Below are 25,194 nucleotides of genomic sequence, written 5' to 3' on the forward strand. Positions count from 1 at the left end.
GATGGATGTATTGAAAACCAATGTGGGAGCGAGCCTGCTCGCGATGACGGTGTGTCAGCTGGCGGCGATGTCGGATGTGCCGACGCCTTCGCGAGCAGGCTCGCTCCCACAAGGGGAGAATCGGTGTGTTAGTCAAAAGGCAAAACAGGAACAGCCAAACGCGCCCCAGAAACCCTGGAAGTCGCTGACCGGGACGTTCGACAGGCGCGCCCGCTCGTGGCTATGGGAATGCACCGTGCAAGGACCGCTGCACTGGTGGACTTGCGCCTGCAAGGGCGATGTCGGGCGCCAGTGGCCCGGGACCTTGACCACCGGCGACCAGTCCGGCAACACCGGGACGCTCGCTGGGCCAAGTTTCTCGAAATCGCCAGCCCCGTAGACCACCTTGCCGTCCACCACCGTCAGCACCGATTCGATCCACTTGATGGCTTCTTCCTCGACGCTGAAGAAATCCGCGCTCAGGGCCGCCAGGTCCGCCAGTTGGCCGACCTTGATCTGGCCTTTCTTGCCCTGCTCCGACGAGAACCAGGCACTGCCGTGGGTAAACAGCTCCAGCGCGGTCAGGCGCGGCAGCCCTTCTTCATGCAATGACAGGCCGCCGACGGTGCGGCCGCTGACCATCCAGTACAACGAGGTCCACGGGTTGTAGCTGGAGACGCGAGTGGCGTCGGTGCCAGCGCCCACCGGCACGCCTTCGGCGAGCATCCGCTTGATCGGCGGTGTGGCTTCGGCGGCTTTGGCGCCGTAGCGATCGACAAAATATTCACCCTGGAAAGCCATGCGGTCCTGGATTGCGATACCGCCGCCCAGCGCCCGCACGCGTTCGATGTTCTTCGGCGTGATGGTCTCGGCGTGGTCGAAGAACCACGGCAGGCCATTGAACGGAATGTCGCGGTTGACCTTCTCGAACACGTCGAGCATGCGGCTGATGGATTCGTCGTAGGTCGCGTGCAGGCGGAATGGCCAGCGCTGTTCCACCAGGTGACGCACCACTGGCTCCAGGTCCTGTTCCATGCCCGGCGGCAGGTCCGGGCGCGGTTCGAGGAAGTCTTCGAAGTCTGCCGCAGAGAACACCAGCATTTCGCCGGCGCCGTTGTGCCGCAAAAAGTCATCGCCCTGGTGCAGCTTGACGCTGCCGGTCCAGTTCTTGAAGTCGGTGAGTTCTTCCTTGGGCTTCTGGGTGAACAGGTTGTAGGCGATGCGCACCGTCAACTGTTGCTCGCGGGCCAACTGCTCGATGACTTCGTAGTCGTCCGGGTAGTTCTGGTAGCCGCCGCCGGCGTCGATGGCGCTGGTCAGGCCCAGGCGATTGAGCTCGCGCATGAACTGGCGCGTGGAGTTGACTTGGTACTCCAGCGGCAGTTTCGGCCCTTTCGCCAGCGTCGAGTAAAGGATCATCGCGTTGGGGCGCGCCACCAGCATGCCGGTGGGTTCCCCCCTGCTGTCACGCACGATTTCGCCACCCGGTGGGTTCGGCGTGTCACGGGTGTAGCCGGCCACGCGCAGCGCGGCGCGGTTGAGCAAGGCACGATCGTAGAGGTGCAACACGAACACGGGCGTATCGGGAGCGGCCTGGTTGAGTTCTTCCAGGGTCGGCATGCGTTTTTCGGCGAACTGGAATTCGTTCCAGCCGCCCACCACTCGGACCCATTGCGGGGTCGGCGTGCGATCAGCCTGGTCCTTGAGCATGCGCAAGGCATCGGCCAACGAGGGCACACCTTCCCAGCGCAGCTCCAGGTTGTAGTTCAAGCCACCACGGATCAGGTGCAGGTGCGAATCGTTGAGGCCGGGGATGACGGTGCGGCCCTTGAGGTCGATGACCTGGGTGCCGCTGCCACGCAGGGCCATGGCCTCGGCGTCGGTGCCCACGGCGACGAAGCGGCCCTGGCTGATGGCAACCGCGCTGGCGCGAGGCTTCTCACGGTCGACGGTGTGGAATTGGCCATTGAACAGAATCAGATCGGCGTTCATCGGGTTTCCTTGTGAATGGGAAGAAGCAAGGGACAGGCGCGGCCAGAAAGCGGCGGCGGCGCTGAGCAAGGATCCGGCGGCAAGCAACTGGCGGCGCAGAGGATCGGTTGGGTCGTCGTTATTGGCCATGGCCGGGCTCCAGGTGTTCGTGGGTTTTGGAGGATTCCAACCAGGGCGCGAACAACCGGGTCGCCAACGGCATGCACACGTACACCACCGAGAGCACGATGGTCACGGTGATAAGGAACGTGGCGACCACGTAGTTGGACAGAAATGCGTTGAGCTGCAGCAGCGGGCCCCAGAGCAACGGCACCAGCAAGGTGTGCGGCAGGATGACCAGCAGCGTCACCACCGATTGCTTCCAGCGCGGTGGCGGCGTGGCGGCATCGGCCAGCGGGGCGAACCAGAATTCCTTATGGGAACCGACCTCGATCTTGTCGCCGTCGGCCAAGAGTGGCGCTGCCTCGGCCACCAATTCACGACGCTCGGAGGAATCCAGCCAGCGTTGCATGGCCTCGGTGGAGCGAAAACGCAGCACGCAGGTAAACAATGACAGTCCGCCCTGCTTGCCCCGCACAACGTCGACGCCCAAATGGCCCGGCCACTGGCCGGCCACGGTGACGATGCGCCGCAACCAGGCCTCATAGGCATCGTTCTGCCCGGCTTTGATCCGATGCTTAACCACCAGGGTGACGATTTCATCGAAACCGGGTACCGCCGGGCTCGCGGTGGATCCGAGGGTTTGGGCCTCAGGCATGACGCAGCACTCCAGCAAAGCGCGCGTTCATCGCCAAACGTCCAGGGCCGGCAATGAACACGCTGGTAAATATGATCAACAGCAACCAGCCGAACTGGCCTTCTTCCAGGCTCCACTGCGGATGCACGACCAGCAGCGCCACGGCCAGCAGGAACAGGATGGGCAGGCACGCCAACCGCACCAGCACGCCGGCCATGATCAGCAAGGGACACAGCACCTCGGCAAAAATCGCCAAGACCAGCGTGGTCGCCGCGCCGAGGTGGAACGGGTCTTCGATGCGGGTCAGCTCGGCGCTGTAATTCAGCAATTTCGGCAAGCCATGCACCCATAACAGGAACAGCGCGCCGCTCAGGCGCAGCAACAGCAGGCCAACGTCCTGCAAGCGGCTTTCGTCAGTGGTATTCATCGGTGGGCTCCGGCCGGGTCCGTCGAAGCGGCGGCCGGCAGCGGTTGGGACATGTGGGCCGCAATGCGCGAGCGCAGCCAGCGCTCGGCGGGGTCGTTGTCATGCACGCCGCTCCAGACCATCGACAACTCGGCGGCATTGATTTCGAACGGCGGATCTTCGGCGCGTAACGCGCACCCTTCCACCAGTGCGCAGGCGGCATAGTCCGGCACGGTGGCGATCAGCTCGGTGCCGGCCAGCAAGGCGCGCAGCCCGCTGAATTGCGGCACCGCCAGCACGACCTTGCGCGCCCGGCCGATGCGGGCCAGGTCCAGGTCGATGTTGCCGCTCAGGTCGCCGGAGAACGAAACCATCGCATGGGGCCGCGAGCAATATTCGTCCAGGGTCAACGGACCCGGGCGCTTGTCGCCACGCAAGACCTTGCAAGGAATGTCCCGCAGTTTCTTGCGCTTGGCGTTAGCAGGGAGATCGGTGGTGTAGCTGACGCCGACGCTGATCTCACCGCTGGCCAGCAGCGACGACATCAGCAGGAAATTGGCCCGGCGCACCACCACGATGATGCCCGGCGCTTCCTCGCGCAGTTGGCTCAGCAAGGGCGGAAACAGGCCGAATTCGGCATCGTCGGACAGACCGATGCGAAACACATCGCAACTGGTGGACGGGTCGAACGCCTTGGCCCGGCTGACCGCACCGGAAATCGTGTCCATGGCCGGCTGCAATTCCTGCAGGATCGCCAGGGCCCGAGGCGTCGGTTCCATGCCCCGGCCATGACGGATCAGCAGCGGGTCATCGAACAGATCCCGCAGCCGCCCAAGCGCCGCGCTCACCGCCGGCTGGCCCATGAACAGTTTTTCGGCAACGCGGGTCAGGTTCTTCTCGAACATCAGCGCCTCGAAGATCACTAGCAGGTTCATGTCGAGACGGCGTAGATCATTGCGGTTCATGGGTGTTGTTCCTGTTTTAACTGTGGGAGCGAGCCTGCTCGCGAAGAGGCCGGCACGGCAAATATCGATGCAAGCTGAGCCACCGCCTTCGCGAGCAGGCTCGCTCCCACAGGTCTTAGCTTGCTTGCGTCAGCCCTGGATGAACGCCAACAGGTCCGCGTTCAAGCGGTCCTTATGGGTATCGGTCAGGCCATGGGGCGCGCCTGGGTAAACCAGCAGCTGCGAGTTCTTGAGCAATTTGGCGGCCGCGATGCCGGCGGTTTCGATCGGCACGACTTGGTCGTCATCGCCATGGACCACCAGGGTCGGCACGTCGATGTTGCGCAGGTCGTCGGAAAGATCGGTCTCCGAGAACGCCTTGATGCAGTCGTAGGTGTTCTTGTGGCCGGCGAGCATGCCTTGCATCCAGAACCAGTCGATCATGCCTTGGGAGACCTTGGCGCCCGGACGGTTGGCGCCGAAAAACGCGCTGGCTACATCCTTGTATAGCTGAGAACGGTCGGCCAGGGAGGCCTGGCGGAAACCGTCGAAGACTTCGACAGGCAAGCCACCGGGGTTGGCCGCGGTCCTGAGCATCAGCGGCGTGACAGCCGAGATCAGGCCGAGCTTGGCGACGCGGGCGGCGCCGTGACGGCCGATGTAGCGGGCCACTTCGCCACCGCCGGTGGAGAAGCCGAGCAACACGGCGTTCTTCAGGTCCAGGCGTTCGATCAGTTCCGCCAGGTCGTCGGCGTAAGTGTCCATGTCATTGCCGTCCCACGGCTGGCTGGAACGCCCATGACCGCGACGGTCGTGGGCAATCACCCGGTAGCCATTGGACGCCAGGAACATCATCTGCGCCTCCCAACTGTCGGAGTTCAACGGCCAGCCGTGACTGAAGACCACCGGTTGACCAGTACCCCAATCCTTGTAGTAGATCTCTGTGCCGTCGCGGGTGATGAATGTGCTCATGACATGACTCCTTGAGGTGGGTCGATTGCTCCATGGTCCGGTCAGGGGGTGTATATGCGTGAGTTAAACGTTGTTAATTTTTTCGGGACGGTGGTGTTAAAAGCCCCAATGAAGATTGCTTTTGTAGGGGGGATTTGTATCTGTCGATGGCTCTGGATAAGGCTGTCCACCGTTGCGCTTGTCACAAAACCTGACGAATATGCTCAGGTACAGCCATCTCCAGGGAACAGAACAATGAGCGCGCCATGAGCCAGTACCTCAGCCTGCCCGTCGAAAAGACGCTGCATTTCGGCCCTTACCGGGTTCATCCCCGCCAGCGCCTGGTGCTGGAAGGAGGGCAGCCGTTGCGCCTGGGTCGGCGCGCGGTGGAGATTCTGTTGGTGCTGCTCGAACACGCAGGCCAAGTGGTGAGCAAGCAGCAACTGATCGCCCGTGTCTGGCCCAAGAGCGTGGTGGAAGACACCAACCTTCGGGTTCACGTGGCGGCGCTGCGCAAGGCGTTGGGCGATGGACAGGCAGGCCAGCGCTACATCGTCACCGTGGCGCAGCGCGGCTACAGCTTCGTCGCGCCAGTGACTTTCGAGTCGCCCGAGCCACTGGCACGTATCCCCCACCCTGCCCTGGCGCGCAACCTGCCGCCGCGCCGAACCCGGGTGATCGGGCGCCAGGGGCTGGTGGAAAGCCTGGTCGCCCAGCTGCCGCGAAAACGCTTCATCACCCTGGTCGGCAGCGGCGGCATCGGCAAGACCACCGTCGCGTTGCGGGTCGCCGAGCGGCTGATCGGCCATTACCGCGACGGCACGTATCTGCTGGACCTCGGCTCGCTCAATGACCCTTCCATGATCGCGCCCAACCTCTGCGCCCTGTTGGAGCTGTCGCCACAAGACGGCGAGCCCTTGGAAGCCGTCGTCCGGCCCTTGAAGGAACGGCATCTGCTGCTGGTGATCGATACTTGCGAACATCTGGTCGACGCCGTGGCCCTGCTCTGCGAGACGCTGCTGCGCGCCGCACCGCACTTGCATATCCTGGCCACCAGCCGCGAAGGCCTGCGCGCCGAAGGCGAACATGTGCAGCGCCTCGATTCACTGGCGATCCCACCCCGGGGGATGGTCATCGAAGGTTATCCGGCCCTGGAATATCCAGCGCTGCAACTGTTTGCTGAACGGGCGATGGCCAGCCAGGACGACTTCGAGCTGACCGACCATGAGGTGCCGCTGATCGTCGACATCTGCCAACGCCTGGACGGCATTCCCCTGGCCATCGAACTGGCCGCTGCCCAGGTCGGGCACTTTGGGCTGGAGCAGTTGTGCCGGCAACTGCGAGACAGCGTCGCACTGCTCGACCATGACAAGCGTGCCAGCGCACCGCGACAACAGACCCTGCGCGCCACGCTGGACTGGAGCTTCGCGCTGCTCACTGCCTGCGAGCAGACCTGCCTGCGGCGCCTGGCGGTGTTCATGGGCAGTTTCAACCTCGCCTCGGCGGCGGCCGTCATCGTCGGCCAACATGTCGCGCCCGACAAGGTGCTGGTATCGGTCAGCCAGTTGGTCGCCAAGTCGCTGCTCAACGTGGAGATCGGTGACGACGAGGTGCGCTACCGCCTGCTGGACACCACGCGCAGCTACGCGTTGGAAAAACTGCTGGAGACAGGCGAACTGGCCGCGAGCCAGGCGCGACACGCTGAACGTTGCCTGACGTTGATGGAACAGGCTGAAAAAGATTGGGAAACCACCCCGACGCAGCTTTGGATCGCGCGCTACGCGTCCTACCGAGACGACATCCGCGCGGCGTTGGACCGGGGGCTGGCTGCCCACGGCTCCCACGCCGTGGCGATCCGCTTGACGGCCCGTAGCCTGCCCCTCTGGCAGGAGCTCTCGCTGCTCAAGGAACATGGCCTTTACGTGAGCAAAGCCCGGGCCCTGCTGCACGGCACCGCCTCGCCATGCCCCAGGTTGACCCTTGCGCTGGAACTGGCCCACGCCAGTCTCAACTACCACACCGAGGGCGGCACGCCGGCCACGGTCGAGGCGTTCGTCACGGCCCGGCGCCTGGCCCGGCAGTGCCACGACCTGGCCGGTGAGCTGCGGGCCGTGTCCGGCCACATGGCCGTCAACCTCAGTTGCGGCCGCTACCAACAGGCGCTGGAACAATGCCAGGACTTCGACCGGCTGGGCCCCCCGGGCGACCCGGTGCTGTCCTTGAGCACCCAGCGCCTGCGGGTGCTGGCGTTGCATTTCATTGGCGACCAGGGCGCGGCGCGGCGCGATGCCGAACAGGTCATCCAGCGCCTGGCCCAGAACGGCCACCTGGGCCGCTTCACCCACGGTTTTGGCGTGCAGTACGAACAGAGCGTGGCGGCGCTGACAATCCTGGCGCGCATCCTCTGGCTGCAAGGGTTCGCCGATAAAGCCCGGCGCACCGCCAATCTCGCGCTGCAGATTGCCCTGCAGATCAATCACGGTCTTTCGATTTGTTACACGCTGGTGATCAGCGGTTGCTTGATCGCCCATTACACCGGCGAACATTCAATCGCACGGGAACGGCTCGGTATGTTGAAACACCAGGCCCGGAAGCATTCGGTGATGTTGTTCCATGAGTGGGCCTGCCAGTACGAGCACGCGTTCGATGGAGCGTCCCTGGAGGCCTGCCCGACCACGAGCGGCTTGATGCAGGACATCGTCGTGACGCTGCGGGCGGATGCCGTGGGACCGGGGCAGATCGAACGCGCCCATAGCGGCGCCGCAGGCTGGTGCTGCGCCGAGATCCTGCGAGCCAGCGCCGAAGCCCTGTTGGCGCAGGATGACCCATCGGCCGAAAAACAAGCCGAAGAGCAACTGCTCGCCGCCCTGGCCGTCGCCCGGCAGCAAGGCGCGCTGGCGTGGGAATTGCGCAGCGCCTTTTCCCTGGCGCGGCTGTGGCAACGGCGTGGCCAGGATGAGGCCGCCGCGGATCTGCTGCGCCCCGTCTATCGGCGTTTCAATGAGGGCTTCGACACGCCCGACCTAAAGCAAGCCGACGCGCTGCTGCGTACGCTGGATGGGCGCCTCGGGTCTTGACCGGGTTTGCCACGCCTGTTGCAGTGCGTAACGCCGATGCCAAAGCGGCCACTGCCCACTGTGACGCAGTTTCTCCAAAGCATAGGCGCGGGTGGTGCGCAGCAGATGGAAACGCGTCCCTTCGGCGCGTTGCTCAACCATCACCAATGATTGGATGACCAACCGCGACAACAACCAGGGCAATCGTCCCGCTTCCACTTCAGGGCAGCTGATCACCGCCAGGGCGGTCTTGAGGCTGAACCGTTCTTCGAACACCGCCAGGCGTTGGAACACCGTTCGCTCATCGTGGCTCAAGCGCTCGAAGCTCCAATCCAGGGCAGCTTCCAGGCTACGGTGGCGAGGCACGGCGGTTCGACGTCCGTGGCTCAGCAGCGACAGACCATGGTCCAACTGCTCCAGGACCCCGGCCACGCCCAGCACATCGACTTGGGCCGCTGCCAGTTCCAGGGCAAGCGGCAACCCGTCGAGGCGCCGACAGATCTGCGCAAGGGCCGCCAGGTCGCGTTCTCCCGGCTGGAAACCCTGCTGGCGGGCGCCGACCCGCTCGACCAGCAACTGCACCGCCGGGCACCCCAGTACATAATCGGACTCATCGGCCGACGCCATCCCCAGACCGGACAGTTGCACGACATTTTCGTCGGCCAGGTTGAGGATTTCCCGACTGCTCACCAACAGTGATACGCCAGGCGCCCCTGCGCGCAACGTCAAGGCCAATTCCCGGCAGGTATCGATCAGTTGTTCACAACCGTCGAGCACTAGCAGTATCCGACGGGCTTGCAGCTGCTGGGCCAGGCAACCGTCCGCCAGGCCCAGGGCATGCTTAATCCGCAGCGCAACCTGCGCCGGGTCGCCGATGCCGGCCAGGTCGATAAACCAGGCGCCATCGGCAAAGTGCTCCAGCAACAGTTCCGCCACCCGCAACGCCACGGTGGTCTTGCCGATACCACCCGGGCCGGTGACGGTGGTCAAGGATTGGCGAGGAACTTCCACCAACAGCCGGCCCAGGATTCTGTCGCGACCGATCACCGGGCTCAGCCGGGCGGGCAGATTGTGCCGTTCGGAGGGCTCCGCGCTCGATGACTCGCCCACGGATTCCAGGGTCAGGGGCACCGCAAAGCAGTAGCCCTGGCGAGGATGATTGAGGATGTAGCGATTGCCTTCGCGCGTCTCGCCGAAGGCCCGTCGCAGCGCGGCGATGTGCACCCGCAGATTGATGTCTTCGACCACGCTGTCGGGCCAGACCTGGTCGATCAGCGCTTGCTTGCTGACGAAAGCGCCGGCGTGCGCGACCAGTATCTGCAGGATGTCGAGGGCGCGACCGCCCAATGCCAGAGGTTGACCTTCGCGAGAGACCAGCCGCTGCTGTCGGTGAAAGACGAACGGGCCAAAGCACACCGTTGGCCCGGTGCAGGGTTTGACGAAACTGTTCATGAGCGATCCAGCGCCAGATGACCGGTCCAGGCATGTCGTTGCGAAGCGCCGCACGCGTCTGCCCTGGCTCTCGCGCATCCTTTCCAGAGGGTTCGCGGTAATCTTGGCAGCCCTGCGCCCGATAACAATGCTGGCACAGGCCCCATCACGGACATCACGGTGCCCTGGACGGACACCCGAGGCTCAACTGAACTGCTGGCGGTACTGGATCGGCGTCAGGCCAAGCTTTTCGCTGAACAGCTGACGCATGTGCCGCACGCTGCCAAAGCCACTGCGAAACGCCACGGTCTTGAGCGGCAAGTCGGTGGATTCGAGCAACTGACGCGCCCGATCGATGCGCGCCCCTTGAAGGAATTCCATGGGCGTCATCTTCACTTCGCGGACAAATAGCCGGGCAAAATGCCGGGTGCTCATGGCCGCGACCGCCGCCATGCGTTCCACGGTGAAGGGCTCCTCCAGATGCTCCATCACGTGGTTCTGCACCCGCGTGACCGCCGACTCCTGGGCCGCCACGGTCGCCACCAGCGGGCTGAACTGCGCTTGCCCGCCCTGGCGCTTCATCAGCACCAGCAGCACTTTGGCGACGTCCAGCGCGACTTTGCGGCCGTGGTCCTGGGCGACGATGGCCAAGGCCATGTCGATGCCGGCCGTGACACCGCCGGAGGTGATCAGCCGTCGGTCGCGCAAGAAGATTTTGTCGGTCTCGATCAATACCTTGGGAAAACGCTGGATCAAGCGCTCGGTGTAGTGCCAGTGGGTGGTAACCCGGTGTCCATCGAGCAACCCCGCTTCGCCGAGCACAAACGCGCCGGTACAAATCGAGCCATAGCAGGTGGCCCTTGGCGCCGCCGCCCGCAACCATGTGTGCAAGCCCGGGTGCCGGTCGTTATAGGCACCGGGACCACCCGGCACGAGCAGTACGTCGTAGGCGGCCCAGGCCTGGTCGATATGGATATCGGCATGGACAGTCACACCGTTGGACGCCCGCAACGGGCCTCGCTCGGTGCCCAGGGTCAGCAACTGATAGTGCTGGTCGGGTGCAAGAAAACGGTTGGCGATGGAAAACACTTCAAGCGGCCCGGCCATGTCGAGCAGCAGGAAATCGGGGAACAGCACCATTGCTACGGTTTTCATGGGAAGACGCCAAGATCGAGAAGAACATGCCGGACCCTGTGGGAGCGAGCTTGTTCGCTTGCACAAGGATCATCGGTTGGCATTATGACCAAGCGAAGCGCCCGCTGCGAGATTGTCCACTCACAACGGACAGTATTTCCCTATTTACCTGCTTATTGAACAATCCGATAACCATTAACCTTCTTCTGAACCCGGCGAACGGCCACGGCCACCGCCCACTGAACCAGGAGAATTTCCATGCTGACCCTTCGCAAAGCTTCTGATCGCGGTATTGCCCGTCACGGCTGGCTGACGTCGTTCCACACCTTTTCGTTCGCCAGCTACCGCGACCTCAATCAACAGGGTTTTTCCGACCTGCTGGTGATCAACGACGACCGGGTCGCCGCCGCCAAAGGTTTCGGCCAGCACCCACACCGCGACATGGAGATTTTCTCCTACGTGCTCGAAGGGGCACTGGAGCACAAGGACACCTTGGGCACCGGTTCGGTCATTCGCCCCGGTGATGTGCAATTGATGAGTGCTGGCAGTGGCGTAGCGCACAGTGAATTCAATCACAGCGCCGACGAGCCGGTGCATTTCCTGCAGATCTGGATCGTGCCCAACGTGGTGGGCGCCACGCCGCGTTATCAGCAGGAACATTTCAGTACCGAGCAGAAACGTGGCCGCTTGCAATTGATCATTTCGCCGGACGGGGCCCAGGGATCGCTCCACGTTCGCCAGGACGCGCGGGTTTATGCCGGGCTGTTCGATGGCCAGGAAAGCGCCACGCTGACGTTGGCTGCCGATCGCTATGCCTATGTCCACGTGGCCCGGGGCAGCGTAGAGCTCAATGGCGTGCCGTTGCACGAAGGCGATGGCGTGCGGGTGCGCCAGGAACAGGTACTGACGCTGGGCAATGGCCAGGATGCCGAAGTGCTGGTATTTGACCTGCGGCCGCAGGAACTGCCGCAAATGCCGTGAGGCCAGTGTGCGGGACTACCTGTGGGAGCGAGCTTGCTCGCTCCCACAGGTTCTCTTATCCAGCGTTATTCGTTTTCCTGGGAAAACGCCGCGACAATCTCATCGATCACCGCCCGCACCCGCGCCGTGTGGCGCAAGTCCGCGTGAGTCACCAGCCAGACCTCGTACGGCAGCGGTCGCGTGCGCTCAGGCCATAGGCGCACCAACCCGTCGCGTTCGCCCATGTACACCGGGATTTCCCCCACTCCGATACCCGCCGCAATCGAGCGACGCACCAACAGGCTCGAACTCAGGCTGGCAACGATCCGCCCGCGACTGACCGGCTCGGCGACCAGGGTAAAATCTTTTTGCGCCTGCAAATACGGCTGGTAGACAACCAGGTCATGGCCCTCGAACGCGCTGCCCGGCGTCGGCTCCCCATGGACATCGACATACTCGCGCGCCGCGAACAACCCCACCGGCCAGCGCGCGATCCGCCGCGCGATCAGGTCAGGGTTTTCTGGCCGGGTGTTGCGCACGGCAACGTCCGCTTCGCGCTTTACCAGGCTGATGATCTGCGTGGAGGCGTCCAACTGCACGCGCACGTCCGGGTGACGTTGATGCAGGCGGGCAATGGCCGGGATCAGGAAGTCGATCGCCAATGAATCGGTGGTGGCGACGCGCACATTGCCCATCAGCCGATCGTCCAGTCCTTGTATCCGACGCTCCAGTTCCAGGGCCGACTGCTCCATTTTTTCCACGGACCTGAGCGCGGCCTCGCCCATTGACGTCAGGGCATAACCGTCGGGTGTGCGCAGAAACAGCGCGGCGCTCAGGGATTTCTCCAACGCGGCGATACGCCGGCCCACAGTCGCCTGGTCCACCCCCAGCACACGCGCCGCCCCTCGCAGGGTCGACTCCCGACACACCGCCAGGAATACCCGCGCATCGTCCCAATTCATCCGTCCTCCTATCGATGCAAAATTGCATCGCTGCGCCGAATAATCGCTGCATAAACGCAACAACGATAGCCGATATGCTGGGCCCCATAAACCTTCTATGGGATCGCTACCATGCGTACATCATCCGCGGCGCTCGCGTCACCTTCCACGGGCATCTGGCTACCGATTTTCGCTGGCCTCTGTGCCAGCCTCGTCAGCATTGGCCTGGCGCGCTTCGCCTATACCCCCTTGATTCCGCCGCTGATCCAAGCGCATTGGTTCAGCCCCGGCGACGTGGTCTACCTCGGGGCCGCCAACCTTGTCGGATACCTGATCGGCGCCCTGCTCGGCCGGCCGATGGCCCGTCGACTGTCCCATAAAAACGCCTTGCGGCTGATGATGCTGGCCGTGACGGCGGCGTTTTTTGCCTGTGCCTTTCCTGTGTCCGTGGCTTGGTATTTCGCTTGGCGATTGCTGTCGGGCATCGCCGGCGGCGCGATCATGGTGCTGGTGGCGGCCACCGTGCTGCCCCATGTACCTGCCGCCCGCAGGGGGCTGGCCAGTGGCGCGATTTTCCTGGGCATCGGGCTGGGCATCGCCGGCTCCGGAACCCTTGTGCCGCCGCTGTTGAGCCTCGGCCTCGAAGCCACCTGGCTCGGGCTCGGCGTGCTGTCACTGGTCCTGACCGGGCTGAGCTGGTTCGGCTGGCCGCAGGATCTGCCCCAGGCAGCCGTGAGTGTGAAACATGACACGCAAAAAGCACCCATGCCCCGCGCCGTCCATCAATTGTTTGCACAGTACGCATTCATGGCGGCGGGGTTGGTCCCGGCGATGGTGTTTTTGGTGGACTATGTCGCCCGCGGCCTTGAGGCCGGCGCCCATGTCGGTGCGCTGGTATGGGTGATGTACGGCTTGGGGGCGATTATCGGCCCGGTGACCTATGGCTTCCTGGCGGACCACCTGGGCGCGCGCAAAAGCATCCGATGGGTGCTGGCCGTGCAGGCGACTGCCCTTGTCTTGCTGGCGACCGCCCATTCATTCCTGGCGTTGGCGCTGCTGGCTGTGGTCATCGGTTCGTTCCCACCGGGTATCGTGCCGCTGGCCCTGGCCCGGGTGCATGAACTGGTACCGAACCATCATGGCCAGCAAGTCGCCTGGAGCCGGGCGACCGTTTCATTCGCCACATTTCAGGCGGTGGCGGGTTTTGCGTATTCGGCGCTGTTCAACGCCAGCGGCGGGCATCATGGGCTGCTGTTTTTGATTTCCGCAGGCGCAATTGTCGTCGCGTTGCTGGTGGACTATGTTCCTTCCATTGCGAGTTATGTATCAAAAGATTAAAGTTCCGCACGATCGTCGCCGCCCGACCAACGGTCAACTTTGTCATCATCTTGCAATGTTGACTCGGGCCGACAAGCCAAGCAGAATGATCTCACTTGGCCATCATTCTTTGTTGCAGGCCAATCACGGAAGAAAGAAATGAAAAGGATTGTTTCACTGGTCGCCGTCCTGACCGCTTACCCAGCCGCAGCGGACGTACATAAAATTCAGTACAGCTACGATGATTCGAATGCCGAATACGCCATCGTCTCGTTCGTTGAAAGTGGTTCGGCTGTACAGGCCACGGTAAAAAGAACCGGTGCCTACTTCACCAATTACACAAAGCTTGAACTTGATTGCGCCAGTCGCAATGTCCGTCACATGGGCATGTATAACAGCGTCGACGGATTGGAAAAGGCTGATTTCGACCAGATGCAGGGCCGCATCGTCGAGGGCTCGATCGCTGACGAAGTGAGCAAGGTGCTCTGCAAAGGCACTACCCTGACCGCCTCGCAAATGGAAGAAGTGCCAATCGAAAATCTGCTGGACGACCAGGGCTGAACCAAAGCCGTTTCCTGGAAGCTTTCTGACATGGAATGTCTGCGCAGTTGATCGACGAGGCTCGCAACCGCTCGCCATCCGCCGCCTTAAGACTCTTTTATTTCTGCCCAGACAGAAAAAAAGCCAACCTGACCGATAGCTTGAACACCCGTCTTTCACGACGGGCGGGGAATTGCAATGCACGCAAGAAAGATCTTCGAACTCCTGATGTCGTCCCTGGCCTATGTCCTCATCTCCTTGCTTTGGTTCGCCTACGCCGTGCCGGGGATGGTCGAGCTCGACTCTGACTTCTCCCTGATAACGGCCGCCTGCGGCTCGATCATCTGGCTGTGCGCCACGGGTTGTATCGCCTTGTACTTCGTTCAGAAAATGCGTACCGCCTGACAAGGCTCACGGCGAAATCTGCTTGCGTCCAAACGTCGAGCGATAGCTGCCAGGCGGTACGCCGAAAAAATCCCGGAAGCGTCGCTGGAAATGCGGTGAGCTGACGAAACCCGTCGCGACGGCGATCTCGGTGACGGAGCGGTTGGTCTGTTGGATCAGCTGGCGTGCACGGGTCAGGCGCAGCTCCAGGTAATAACGCGTCGGGGTCGCGCCGAGAAACCGGCAGAACCGCCGTTCAAGCTGGCGTTTGGAAACCTTGACGCACGCCGCCAGCTCATCGATCGTCAACGGCTCCTCGACGTTCTGCCACATCAGTTCCAGCGCCAGCTTGAGGCTTTCCGGCAGCGTCGGGTCCGTCTCGACGAAGATTGGCGGCAGATCCGAGGCGTCATCCCCTGACTCATCGCAGCGAAGGATCTCTTCGATGGCTCCCACCAGCGTCTCCCCGCCCGTGCGGCGGATCAGTTGGAGCATCATGCGCAGCGAACTGTTGGCGCCCGCGCAACTGACCCGCTCACGATCCACGACATAAGCGCGACTGGACACTTTCACGCCAGGGAACATCTCAGCCATCGTTGCGCGACTTTCCGGGTGGACCGCGCATTCGAAACCGTCGAGCAGGTTCGCCTCGGCCACGAAAAACACGCCATTCCACAACCCGCCCAACAACGCCCCGCAAGCCGCATTGGCGCGCAGCTTGCGCCGCAGTAATGGCGTACCCGCAAGCTTCACGCGAAAGCCGCCGGCGACAATCAGCACGTCCAGGTTGTCCGGCAACTGCGCCAGCTCAAGATCGGTTGAGATGACGATTCCCAGGTCGCTCGTCACCTGCCCGCCCGAAGCGCCTACGGTCAGCACTTCATACAGTGGCGTGTCGTTCATCAGGTTGGCGGTGACCAGTGCGTCCACCGCTCCGGTGAAGGACATCATCGAGAAGTTGTCCATCAGCACAAACGCGACGCGCACCGGCGCCTGGCTGACCGACGCAGTCCCTTGGGGCCGATAAGCCATGTTCTTGTTCTTGAGTACGCTTTCGAATGCGCTTGGCATGGGGCCTCGGATGCAGGAAGGCGATCTGGTGGGGAGCCGGCGCAAAGCCCGGAGCATGCCATCTTGCGGATTAACCGCAGGAGCGGCTTGCGTTCCCGCGACATAACCATCGGCATTAACGACGTCCGACAAATGGTGCTCTCAAGGGAATACGACCTTGGTCGATAGCGTGGATGTAGGCATGGGCGCTTTCCGTTTCAGAGTTCGCAATGCTCACCGCTAATGTTTCCGCCGTTCCAATACCGATAAATACCCGCGGGAGAAGTCATGAATATCAAACAGAAGCTGACCTGGGCGTTCGCAACCATTGCCTGCCTCCCGGTTATCCTGGTGGCGGTGCTCGTGGTGATGAACCTGCGCGATGCGGCACAAGCCAACTTCCTGGACAGCAGCAGCCGCGAAATCCGCCAGATCGACAACGGCATGAAGCAGTTCTTCGACGGCATCATGCAGAACGTTGAATTCTTCGCCAAAGACCCGCGGATCGTCGCGGCCAAGGACCTGAAGAACTACTCCGGCGCTGATGCTGCGCAAATTCCTCTTACCGAGAACAACAAACAACTGCTGGATATCTTCGATCGGTTCGCCAAGAGCCACCCGACCACCGCCTACCTATCCCTGGGCCTGGCGGACGGTGGCTACGCCAGTTGGCCGGATGATCCGAAAATCTCCAACTACGACCCGCGCCAGCGCCCCTGGTACAAGGCTGCCGTTGCCGCGCCGGGCACTACCGTGAAGACCGATGCCTATTACTGGGCCCCCGACGACGTGTCGCTGATCGGCATCGTGCACACCGTCGCCGATGCCAGCGGCAAGCTGGTTGGCGTGGTGGGCCTGGACGTGTCGCTCAAGCAACTGACCGAACTGGTGAAGAACATCAAGCTGGGCGACAGTGGCTACCTGATGCTGGTGGAAGGTAGCGGCAACGTCCTGGTGGACCCCGCCGACGCCAAGCACAACTTCAAACCCTTGGCCGACCTCGGTCCCAACTACGCAGCATTGGCTAAGAGCAGCGATGGCGCTACCCAGATCGAGATCGACGGCGTGCCGTACATGGCCAACATCGTCACCTCTAAAAGCCTGGGCTGGCGGTTCATCGGCCTGATCAAGCGTGACGAGGTAATGGCCGAAGCCGCGAGCCTGACCTGGTTGATCGCTATCATCGCCGCCGCGCTGGCCGTGGTCTTCGCAATCGTCGGCGCCAGCTTCGCCAGCGTTATCGTCCGGCCGATCCGCGGCGTTGCCAACGGCCTGCAGGAAATCGCTGAAGGTGAAGGCGACCTCACCCGCCAACTCGCTGTACAGGGCAAGGATGAAACCGCCACCCTGGCAAGCTGGTTCAACCAGTTCCTGGGCATGATTGCGCAACTGGTTCAACGCATCGGCAGCGCCTCCTCCGACCTGCAAACCGCAGCCGCGGACACCCGCGACGTCGCACAGAACATGAACGAAGCCGCCGGGCGCCAGCGCCAGGCCGTGGAGCTGGTGAGCACCGCGTTCAATGAAATGGTCGCCACCGCCAACGAAGTGGCCCGCTCGTGCAGCCAGGCCGCCGTCAGCGCGGATACCGGTTATCGGGATGTACACGACGGCCAGCACCACATCGGCGAAGCCACGGGCAGCGTGTTGAGGCTCAGTGAAGAATTGCAGCAGTCGACCCAGACCATGCAGGCGCTGGAACAGGACAGCAAGAACATCAACACGATCCTGGACACCATTCGCTCGATCGCCGAACAGACCAACCTGCTGGCCCTCAACGCGGCGATTGAAGCCGCACGTGCCGGCGACCAAGGCCGCGGCTTTGCCGTGGTGGCCGACGAAGTACGCGCCCTGGCGCGGCGCACCGCTGACTCCACCGGCGAGATCGACAGCTTGCTCGGCAACCTCGCCCGGCGCACCCAGGAAGTGACGCAACAGATGCAGAACAGCCTGCACGTGTCGCAAACCAGCGTCGAGCGCATCCAGCAGGCCCGCGACAGTTTCGACAAGATCCGCACCTCGGTGGACTCGATCCGCGACCAGAACACGCAGATCGCCACCGCCGCGGAACAACAGCACCAAGTGGCCGAAGACATCAACCGGCACATCGCGCAGATCCACTCCGATGCGCAGCTGGTTGAAGAGTTTGCTCACACCGCACAAACCGGTTCAGGGCGTTTGACGGATATCTCCGGACAGCTCAAGGGCTTGGTGGGACGCTTCAAGTTCTAAACTGGGCTTAAGTCCACTGAAGATCAAATGTGGGAAGCCTGCTCGCGAAAGCGTCGTCACAATCAGCGAAGGAGCTGAACGTGCCGACCTCTTCGCGAGCAGGCTCGCTCCCACAGGATTATGGGTTTGATGGAATCACTACCCTTTTGCCTTGATCGCATACATCCCGCCGGCAATTACCAGACAGGCCCCTACGACTGTCCATGTGTCGGGCAGCTCGCCGAATACCAATAGCCCAATCAGCGTAGCGAACACCAGAAGAGAATAATTGAACGGTTGAAGTGTGGCTGCCGTTGCAACCTTCAGCGCCTATCAGGCCCCATTGCGCCGGGTTCGGTGCTACCCAACTTGGAAGACCCAACAAGGTAATCGCTATCGCGCCGAAAAAACCCATGTGAAGCATGTTCGTGGCGAACGAGTCTCCCCGGCTGATTCGACGGGTCAGCACGCTGAAGATGGCGAAACCCAGGGCAGACAACAGCGGAATCAGCGCCGCCAGTTCGAAAACACTGGAGCCGGGACGAAGGATAACCAGCGTCCCCGTGAAGCCAATGGCGGCGGCAACCCATCGACGCACGCCAATGAACTCCCCTAGAAACGCCCCCGCCAACGCCAGTGTCATCAAGGGGAATACCGCGTACAGGGCATGCATTTCAGCGAGTCCCAAATAGCGCAGCCCCAATCCGAACAAGGCGCTCTCACCCACGCCAATGAGCGCACGAATGATCTGCTGGTAGGGATGGCGGCTTCGGCACGCGGTCCATAGGCTGCCCTGATAGGCGCTATAACCGACAGCAAAAGCCAGGAACACCCAATAACGCACCATCACCAATTGTGCGATCGGGAGCTCCTTGACCAGCACTTTGGTGACCCCATCCTGAGCTGCAAAGATCAGCATGGACAGAAGGCAAAGGACGATACCTAAGCGCGGACGCGGGGCGTCATGATCATGCACCGCGCGCACCTGCCTCGGTCGAGGCCGACTTCAACCTGACGGGCGGTTCCTCATCCGGTTTGATATCCCATGTCGTGACCGTCATCGCTCAGCCTCTGAATAGAACAAGGACTCACCCAGCAGCGCCCTTGGCTCTCGACCAAGGGCACCGGACTGCAACAGCTATCGGACAGCAACGGCCATCACTGGGCGGGTGTCGCGGACGCCGTCTGGCTGCCAAACATCGCTTCGAAACGCGGTTTGTTGGCGGCGTAATATTCTGCCACCACTTTGTCCGCCGAGCTGTCACGGGCGTCCGCCATCAACTTCTCAAGGTCCGCTTTCGGGATCTTGAAGTTGGCGAAGAATCGGGCCACATCAGGATGCTCCGCGCTGAAACCTTTGCGTGCGACGGCGTGGATCTGCTCAGCGCCACCGAAAATCTGCTTCGGATCATCCAGGTAGCGCAGCGGCCATTTGGCGAACATCCAGTGCGGGCTCCAGGCGTTGACCAGTGACCATTTGTCACGCTTGAGGTTGCGATCCAATTCACTCAGCATCCCGGACTCTGAAGAAGCGACCATCTTGTAGCCGTCGAGTTTGTATTGCTCGATGGCTTTTTCCGTCAGCTTGTACTGACCATTGCCCACTTCCGAAGTGAGGATCTTGCCGCCGAGTTTTTCCCGCACTTCAGGCTTGTTGAGGTCTTCGACGCTGGCGATCTCGCTGGTTGGAATGGAGGTGGGCACCGCCATGCCGATCCGGCCTTCGTACAGCACGCCGAGGTCTTCGAGCCTGTCCTTGTACTTGTCATAGAACGATTTGTGGGTGCTGGGCAGCCAGACCATCGGGATCAGGTCGATATTGCCGTTGGCCACGGCCTGGAACTGGATGCCGATATCGGCCAGCACCAACTTGACCGGTTGCTTGAGGTGATCCTGCAACGCGGTGTTCGCCAGTTTCACCGCGATCTCCGTATCCGACCAGTTCACCCAGCCGATGCGGATGGGCGCGGGTTCATCGGCCTGAGCGATCAGACTGCCGCAGGCAAATGCAAGGCCTGCAAACCAGCCGATAAAATTTTTACTGGATAACGTCATCATGTGCATCTCCGCAGACTGTATTAATAGTTATTGGCAGGGCAGCAGAAGCATTCATTTTCCATCACGACCGCACGCGGCCATCCGGTGAGTTCTAGTTATCAAAATACAGGGACTTGTGTTTTCGGCCCTCCTCCGCCCTTTGGCGTTTCCAACCGCAATGACCGGCTCATTCACAGCGCTTTCTCGCGTGCCGGCAAAGCCTCGAAAAAATCCGCCCTCAGCAGGTAATCCGCCCAGCCTCCAGACCGTTGGGGGCAAACCCTGAATCCACCGCTGCGCGGGAGGCACCCATCGCGCCACCACGCTGATGCAGGCGAGCGACCACACGTGCCGAATCCCCCTGTTTCGACTGGATGGTAATCCTGGTTTTCCTGCCACGCAAGAATAATGTACACCTGTGTCTCACTCGTTGACACACATGAACATTCAACATACCGTTATGTCAAAACCCAGCCTGATGTTCTGTTCCCGGAGCAACACCATGTCCAGCGATCCTCTGCTGCAGCCCTACAAAATCAAGCATCTGACGCTCAAGAATCGGATCATGACCACCTCGCATGAGCCCGCGTATCCCGTCGATGGCATGCCGAAGGATCTGTACCGTGCCTATCATGTCGAGCGGGCGAAGGCCGGCGTGGCGCTGACCATGACTGCCGGCTCCGCTGCCGTTTCTCGGGATAGCCCGCCGGTATTCAACAACGTGCTGGCGTACAAGGACGAAGTGGTCAAATGGATGAAAGACCTGACCGATGAGTGCCACGAACACGGCGCGGCGGTGATGATCCAGCTCACCCACCTGGGACGCCGCACGCGCTGGGACAAGGCCGACTGGCTGCCGGTTGTCTCGCCGTCCCATCGCCGCGAAGCGTCCCACCGGGCGTTTCCGAAAAAGCTGGAAGACTGGGACATCGACCGCATCATCAAGGATTACGTCGATGCCGCCGAGCGCATGAAAGCCGCGGGGCTTGATGGCCTGGAGTTGCAGGCCTACGGGCACCTCATGGATCAATTCTGGTCGCCACTGACCAATGAGCTTGATGGGCCCTACGGCGGTTCCCTGGAAAACCGAATGCGCTTTACCTTCGATGTGTTGCGCGGTATCCGCCAGCGTTGCGGCGAGGACTTCCTCCTTGGTGTGCGCTACACCGGCGACGAGGATCTTCCCGGCGGTTTCGGTTTCAGCGACGGCATCCAGATTTCCCACATGCTCAAGGACAGCGGCCTGGTGGATTTCCTAAACGTCGTGCGCGGTCATATCGATACCGATGCGGGCCTCACCGACGTGATACCGATCCAGGGCATGCGCAACTCGCCGCACCTGGATTTTGCCGGGGAGATCCGCTCGGCAACCGGTTTCCCGACGTTCCATGCGGCCAAGATTCCGGACGTCGCCACGGCGCGACACGCCATCGCCTCTGGCAAGGTGGACATGATCGGCATGACCCGCGCCCACATGACCGACCCGCACATCGTGCGCAAGATCATCGAAAAACGTGAAGAAGAGATCCGCCCTTGCGTTGGCGCCAACTACTGCCTGGACCGTATCTATCAGGGCGGCGCGGCGTACTGCATCCACAACGCCGCCACCGGCCGCGAAACCACCATGCCCCACGAGATTCCCAAGGCATCGGTCAAGCGCAAGGTGGTGGTGATCGGCACCGGCCCGGCGGGCCTGGAAGCAGCACGGGTGGCCGGCGAACGCGGCCATGACGTCACGGTGTTCGAAGTGGCGGATCAGCCCGGGGGGCAGATCCGCTTGACCGCGCAAAGCGAACGGCGGCGCGAGATGATCAGCATCATCGATTGGCGCATGACGCAGTGCGAACGGCTGGGCGTAAGGTTCCACTTCAACACCTGGGCCGAAGCCGAGACGGTCCTGGCCGAAGAACCGGATGTGGTGATCGTTGCCACAGGCGGCTTGCCCCATACCGAGGTGCTCAAGCTAGGCAATGAGCTGGTGGTGTCGACCTGGGACATCATCTGCGGCGATGTCAAGCCTGGCCAGAACGTGCTGATCTTCGATGACGCCGGCGACCACGCGGCGCTCCAGGCCGCCGAGGTCATCGCCAACAGCGGCGCGAAACTGGAGATCGTCACGCCGGACCGGTCGTTTTCGCCGGAGGTGATGGCGATGAACCTGGTGCCGTACATGCGCAGCCTGCAAGACCTGAACGTCACGTTCACGGTCACGTATCGGGTCGACTCGGTGGAGCAACGCGACGGGCAGCTGGTTGCCCACTTCGGTAGCGATTACGGCCAGGTGCACAAGCAGCGCGTGGTCGATCAGGTGGTGGTCAACCATGGCACCCTGCCGCTGGACGATCTGTACTTCGAACTGCGCCCATATTCGAGCAACAACGGCGCGGTCGAACAGCACAACCTGATCGCAGGGAGCCCCCAGAACATCGTGACCAACCCCGAGGGCCGCTTCCAGTTGTTCCGGATCGGCGACGCGGTGTCGGCGCGTAATACCCACGCGGCCATCTATGATGCGCTGCGGCTGGTCAAGGACATCTGAAGTCGTGCCCAACATGATCTTTTCAATTGCTGAAAACTGAAGTGAGAGCGAGCTTGCTCCCGATAGCGGTGCCTCAGTCACAGGGATGTAGGACCGGCTGCCGTCGTCGCGAGCAAGCTCGCTCCCATAAGGGTTTTGCGGACGCGGGACTCTTGGGGTCAGGCTTGAAGCCCTTTGCGCGCCACGGCGGCGCCCGCTTGCAATGCCCTTCCCACCTGCGCCTCGAAATGCCCCTGGGTCATCGATTGCAAGGCGGCGGCTGTCACGCCGCGGTAGGCAACCAGAGTATCGATCATTTGCTGGGCGTCGCGGGAGGCCAGCAACTGGCTGCTGTTGATCACGACATTGCTTGCGGCAAGCTGCGCAATCTCGCCGGGGATACCGGCTGCCATCGCCTGATTCGCCAACGCTGTCATCAACAAGGCAGGAAAGGCCGGGCCGGTGCCCGAAAGCGCGGAGAGATAATCGATAAAGTCTTCCTGCTGGACCTCTGCAGCAGTGCCCACGCATTCGAACAACTGCTGAATGAGGGTCTTCGTCATCGGTTCCACCGCGCCAGCGCAATACCAAGGCGTAAAGGACTGCCCGATTTCCACCGCCGCGTTGGGCATCGCCCGCACGACTCTTGAGGCCAAGGTCCGTGCGGCGATTGCCTGCGCCGTGATCCCGGCCATCAATGAGATCACCGTCTTGCCCGATGCGTCGAGGGTCAGGCTGGCGAATTGCTCGGGTCTTACTGCGATGATGATGACGTCGCTGCGATCCGCCAGTGCCTGGTTATCGGTGACCAGGCAAACGCCTTGCTTCGCCCATGGATGGGCCCCTGAGCGATTGGAAATAACCAGATTACCCGCCGGCAACCAGGCCTTCGCCAACACGGCCTTGGCAATCGCCGCGCCCAACCACCCCGTTCCGCCGACGATTCCCAGCGTCACGTCATTCATTTTTCAGCCGTTTCTTCAAAGGTTTCCATCAGCGGCACGAACACCCCTGGCTCTTTTTCGGCATAGCCGAATTTGCCATAAAACCGATCCAGCTCACGCTGCTTGGGCACCTTGCCAGTGAAAATGCTCACGTAATGCGGGATGCGCTGGAAGCGCACGGTGATCAGCTCGCTGGTGTTCATGGTGATGTAGCCGATCTGCGTCAGATAAATCGTCCGAGCTCGTGCGTCGGCCCCCTGGCTGTCGTAGCCGAAGCGTTTGAACATGCTCGCCAGGGCGCCCATACGTTGCTCGTCGACAATGGCGACCTGTTGCGCGACGTCTGCGGACTGGAGCGCCCAACTGCGCACCGCAAATTCAAACTGAGAATCGAACAATTGCGGATTGAGCCAACATTCAAAAACATTCAGGATCGCCTCGGAGATGCTCTCGGCGTAGCTTTCGCTTTGCCGGATCAAACCCCCGGTGTTGGTTTCGCGCCAGCGCGACAGCAAGGCCGCCAGCAACTGTTCGCGATCCTCGAAAAACCAATAGAAGCTGGTGCGTGACAAACCCAGGCGCTTGGCCAACGGCATGACCCGGACCGCATCGATGCCGGACTCCTTCAAAGCCTCATAGGCCGCTTCCAGCCACCCTTCGGGCGACCCTCGCCAACCCGCGTCCTGGGCCTTGCCACGCGTCTTTCCCACCTGGGGCATCTTGCATCCACCTTATTGAACATACGTAACGCGAATGTACTCGGATGCCCGCTAAATGTACACCTAAGTACATTTGATTGACGAGCCGCGCCCTCCTCTCCCCGAGGTCGCGAAAGGACCAATGAGCGCAAGTCATGGGTCGCCCAAAGTGTCGCCCTGGCCTGTCGCGGTTGCTCGGCGATCATTTGCAGACGAGCAACCTGGTCCGTCCTACCCAAACCCTCTTACGCACCGATGCCAAGCTCTGCCTCCTGGGCCCGTTGGGCCGGACGTCTGAGCGACAAAGTGTCAGGCGTTTTCGCGAATGGCTGATGACACATCTGGCCCAAACGAAGGATGTTTGATCGGTGGTGCCTCGACCCGTTTTTTATCAATCTGCTTAAAAAACCGGGCCTGCGGCCGATACCCATGACAAGAGCCCAGCGACTGGGTAGCTGGATGGCGGCGGGAACCGGTAATGACAGACATATATCTGCTGATAGCGAGCGGTACGGACCAGAGCGATGCGTACGTCCTGGGTTGGTTCGATGACCGAACCAAGGCCCGGGAAGTGGCCGAGCAGAAGGAATGGGAAGCTTATCGAGCCAGTCTGAAGGCGGAACACCCTTGGTCAAGCCATAAACCACTGGCACCGGACAAGACCGAATACCGGCGCTACTGGATCAAGACCGTTTCGAAATTCGAACACGTTTCCATCCCGAGGTCCCTCGCGGTGCACTGACAGCCCTGCCCCTCATAGCATCGATTCATTGCGAAAATTTAACGAACCGCGCGCGCTCGCCAAGGGTCTAGAAAACTAAGCCCATCCGATGAGAGCGTTCCTATGTTGAAATTTCTTGGTGGTACCGTTGGGATCATTTTCCTGATCGGCCTGATCGTGGTCATTGCCTTGTTCAAGTTCATTTTCTGATCCGGCCAGCGGTAGCGCATTGCGCTACCGCTGG

Annotated in this window: 21 protein-coding genes and 1 pseudogene; 9 read left to right on the top strand and 13 right to left on the bottom strand. The window is 61.8% G+C overall.

From position 1 onward, the window contains the following. Window positions 1–132: 132 nt before the first annotated feature. From J3P81_RS15440 to J3P81_RS15460, 5 genes are all read right to left on the bottom strand, one after another. Complete coding sequence (locus tag J3P81_RS15440) at window positions 133–1,971, bottom strand: amidohydrolase (RefSeq protein WP_434564125.1); 1,839 nt, start codon at window positions 1,969–1,971, stop codon at window positions 133–135. Between the two features lie 118 nt (window positions 1,972–2,089). Next, a complete protein-coding gene (locus tag J3P81_RS15445; RefSeq protein ID WP_434559601.1) occupies window positions 2,090–2,728 on the bottom strand; it encodes an antibiotic biosynthesis monooxygenase in 639 nt (212 codons plus the stop codon). Then, the gene (locus J3P81_RS15450) at window positions 2,721–3,134 is read right to left on the bottom strand and encodes a DoxX family protein (protein ID WP_434559603.1); all 414 of its coding nucleotides are present in this window, start codon (window positions 3,132–3,134) and stop codon (window positions 2,721–2,723) included. The genes J3P81_RS15445 and J3P81_RS15450 overlap by 8 nt, the downstream gene beginning before the upstream one ends. Further along, a complete protein-coding gene (locus J3P81_RS15455) occupies window positions 3,131–4,078 on the bottom strand; it encodes a LysR family transcriptional regulator (RefSeq protein ID WP_434559605.1) in 948 nt (315 codons plus the stop codon). Before J3P81_RS15455 ends, J3P81_RS15450 begins: the two co-directional genes overlap by 4 nt. A gap of 129 nt (window positions 4,079–4,207) precedes the next feature. Further along, window positions 4,208–5,029 carry an alpha/beta fold hydrolase gene (locus J3P81_RS15460; protein WP_434559607.1) on the bottom strand — a complete coding sequence of 274 codons (822 nt, stop codon included), beginning with the start codon at window positions 5,027–5,029 and terminating at the stop codon, window positions 4,208–4,210. A 245-nt stretch (window positions 5,030–5,274) separates the two neighbouring features. Here J3P81_RS15460 and J3P81_RS15465 point away from each other — a divergent pair, with 245 nt between their 5' ends. Further along, window positions 5,275–8,085, top strand: coding sequence for an ATP-binding protein (locus tag J3P81_RS15465; protein ID WP_434559609.1), 2,811 nt, complete (start codon window positions 5,275–5,277; stop codon window positions 8,083–8,085). On the opposite strand, the gene J3P81_RS15470 is transcribed toward J3P81_RS15465, so the two are convergent. Then, entirely contained in the window at window positions 8,032–9,516 is a 1,485-nt protein-coding gene (locus J3P81_RS15470) for an ATP-binding protein (RefSeq protein WP_434559611.1), read from the bottom strand. The two genes, J3P81_RS15465 and J3P81_RS15470, sit on opposite strands and share 54 nt — an antisense overlap. Before the next feature lie 183 nt (window positions 9,517–9,699). Next, entirely contained in the window at window positions 9,700–10,650 is a 951-nt protein-coding gene (locus J3P81_RS15475; protein ID WP_434559613.1) for a GlxA family transcriptional regulator, read from the bottom strand. 237 nt (window positions 10,651–10,887) lie between these two features. Between J3P81_RS15475 and J3P81_RS15480 the strand changes: the two genes are divergently transcribed. Further along, the gene (locus J3P81_RS15480) at window positions 10,888–11,610 is read left to right on the top strand and encodes a pirin family protein (protein WP_434559615.1); all 723 of its coding nucleotides are present in this window, start codon (window positions 10,888–10,890) and stop codon (window positions 11,608–11,610) included. A 65-nt stretch (window positions 11,611–11,675) separates the two neighbouring features. Here the strand turns inward: J3P81_RS15480 and J3P81_RS15485 are convergent, their stop codons facing one another. Further along, the gene (locus J3P81_RS15485; protein ID WP_434559617.1) at window positions 11,676–12,551 is read right to left on the bottom strand and encodes a LysR family transcriptional regulator; all 876 of its coding nucleotides are present in this window, start codon (window positions 12,549–12,551) and stop codon (window positions 11,676–11,678) included. Window positions 12,552–12,662: 111 nt separating this feature from the next. On the opposite strand from J3P81_RS15485, the gene J3P81_RS15490 reads away from it, so the two are divergent. From J3P81_RS15490 to J3P81_RS15500, 3 genes are all read left to right on the top strand, one after another. After that, window positions 12,663–13,868, top strand: a complete 1,206-nt coding sequence (locus J3P81_RS15490) for a YbfB/YjiJ family MFS transporter (RefSeq protein WP_434559619.1) — start codon at window positions 12,663–12,665, stop codon at window positions 13,866–13,868. A gap of 138 nt (window positions 13,869–14,006) precedes the next feature. Next, window positions 14,007–14,408 carry a hypothetical protein gene (locus J3P81_RS15495; protein WP_434559621.1) on the top strand — a complete coding sequence of 134 codons (402 nt, stop codon included), beginning with the start codon at window positions 14,007–14,009 and terminating at the stop codon, window positions 14,406–14,408. Between the two features lie 177 nt (window positions 14,409–14,585). After that, window positions 14,586–14,792 carry a hypothetical protein gene (locus J3P81_RS15500; RefSeq protein WP_420765855.1) on the top strand — a complete coding sequence of 69 codons (207 nt, stop codon included), beginning with the start codon at window positions 14,586–14,588 and terminating at the stop codon, window positions 14,790–14,792. A gap of 6 nt (window positions 14,793–14,798) precedes the next feature. Here the strand turns inward: J3P81_RS15500 and J3P81_RS15505 are convergent, their stop codons facing one another. After that, window positions 14,799–15,842, bottom strand: coding sequence for a GlxA family transcriptional regulator (locus J3P81_RS15505; RefSeq protein ID WP_420765854.1), 1,044 nt, complete (start codon window positions 15,840–15,842; stop codon window positions 14,799–14,801). Between the two features lie 447 nt (window positions 15,843–16,289). On the opposite strand from J3P81_RS15505, the pseudogene J3P81_RS15510 reads away from it, so the two are divergent. Beyond that, window positions 16,290–17,144: pseudogene (locus J3P81_RS15510) on the top strand (cache domain-containing protein); the annotation flags it as partial. A 204-nt stretch (window positions 17,145–17,348) separates the two neighbouring features. Then, entirely contained in the window at window positions 17,349–18,053 is a 705-nt protein-coding gene (locus tag J3P81_RS15515) for a methyl-accepting chemotaxis protein (protein ID WP_434564126.1), read from the top strand. Window positions 18,054–18,171: 118 nt separating this feature from the next. On the opposite strand, the gene J3P81_RS15520 is transcribed toward J3P81_RS15515, so the two are convergent. Together J3P81_RS15520 and J3P81_RS15525 are read right to left on the bottom strand one after the other, a co-directional pair. Then, entirely contained in the window at window positions 18,172–19,008 is an 837-nt protein-coding gene (locus tag J3P81_RS15520; RefSeq protein ID WP_434559623.1) for a DMT family transporter, read from the bottom strand. A gap of 182 nt (window positions 19,009–19,190) precedes the next feature. Next, window positions 19,191–20,090 carry a glycine betaine ABC transporter substrate-binding protein gene (locus J3P81_RS15525; protein WP_434559625.1) on the bottom strand — a complete coding sequence of 300 codons (900 nt, stop codon included), beginning with the start codon at window positions 20,088–20,090 and terminating at the stop codon, window positions 19,191–19,193. A 481-nt stretch (window positions 20,091–20,571) separates the two neighbouring features. Between J3P81_RS15525 and J3P81_RS15530 the strand changes: the two genes are divergently transcribed. After that, entirely contained in the window at window positions 20,572–22,608 is a 2,037-nt protein-coding gene (locus tag J3P81_RS15530; protein ID WP_434559627.1) for an FAD-dependent oxidoreductase, read from the top strand. A 158-nt stretch (window positions 22,609–22,766) separates the two neighbouring features. Here J3P81_RS15530 and J3P81_RS15535 read toward each other — a convergent pair whose 3' ends face one another. Both J3P81_RS15535 and J3P81_RS15540 read right to left on the bottom strand, forming a co-directional pair. Beyond that, window positions 22,767–23,552, bottom strand: a complete 786-nt coding sequence (locus J3P81_RS15535) for a pyrroline-5-carboxylate reductase family protein (protein ID WP_434559629.1) — start codon at window positions 23,550–23,552, stop codon at window positions 22,767–22,769. After that, on the bottom strand, window positions 23,549–24,250 hold the full coding sequence (locus J3P81_RS15540) for a TetR/AcrR family transcriptional regulator (protein WP_434559631.1): 702 nt from the start codon (window positions 24,248–24,250) through the stop codon (window positions 23,549–23,551). Before J3P81_RS15540 ends, J3P81_RS15535 begins: the two co-directional genes overlap by 4 nt. A 457-nt stretch (window positions 24,251–24,707) precedes the next feature. On the opposite strand from J3P81_RS15540, the gene J3P81_RS15545 reads away from it, so the two are divergent. Beyond that, a complete protein-coding gene (locus tag J3P81_RS15545) occupies window positions 24,708–24,971 on the top strand; it encodes a hypothetical protein (protein ID WP_420765848.1) in 264 nt (87 codons plus the stop codon). Window positions 24,972–25,194 lie beyond the last annotated feature (223 nt).

The sequence above is a fragment of the Pseudomonas sp. R1-6 genome (assembly GCF_051132115.1).
Taxonomy (GTDB): Bacteria; Pseudomonadota; Gammaproteobacteria; order Pseudomonadales; family Pseudomonadaceae; genus Aquipseudomonas.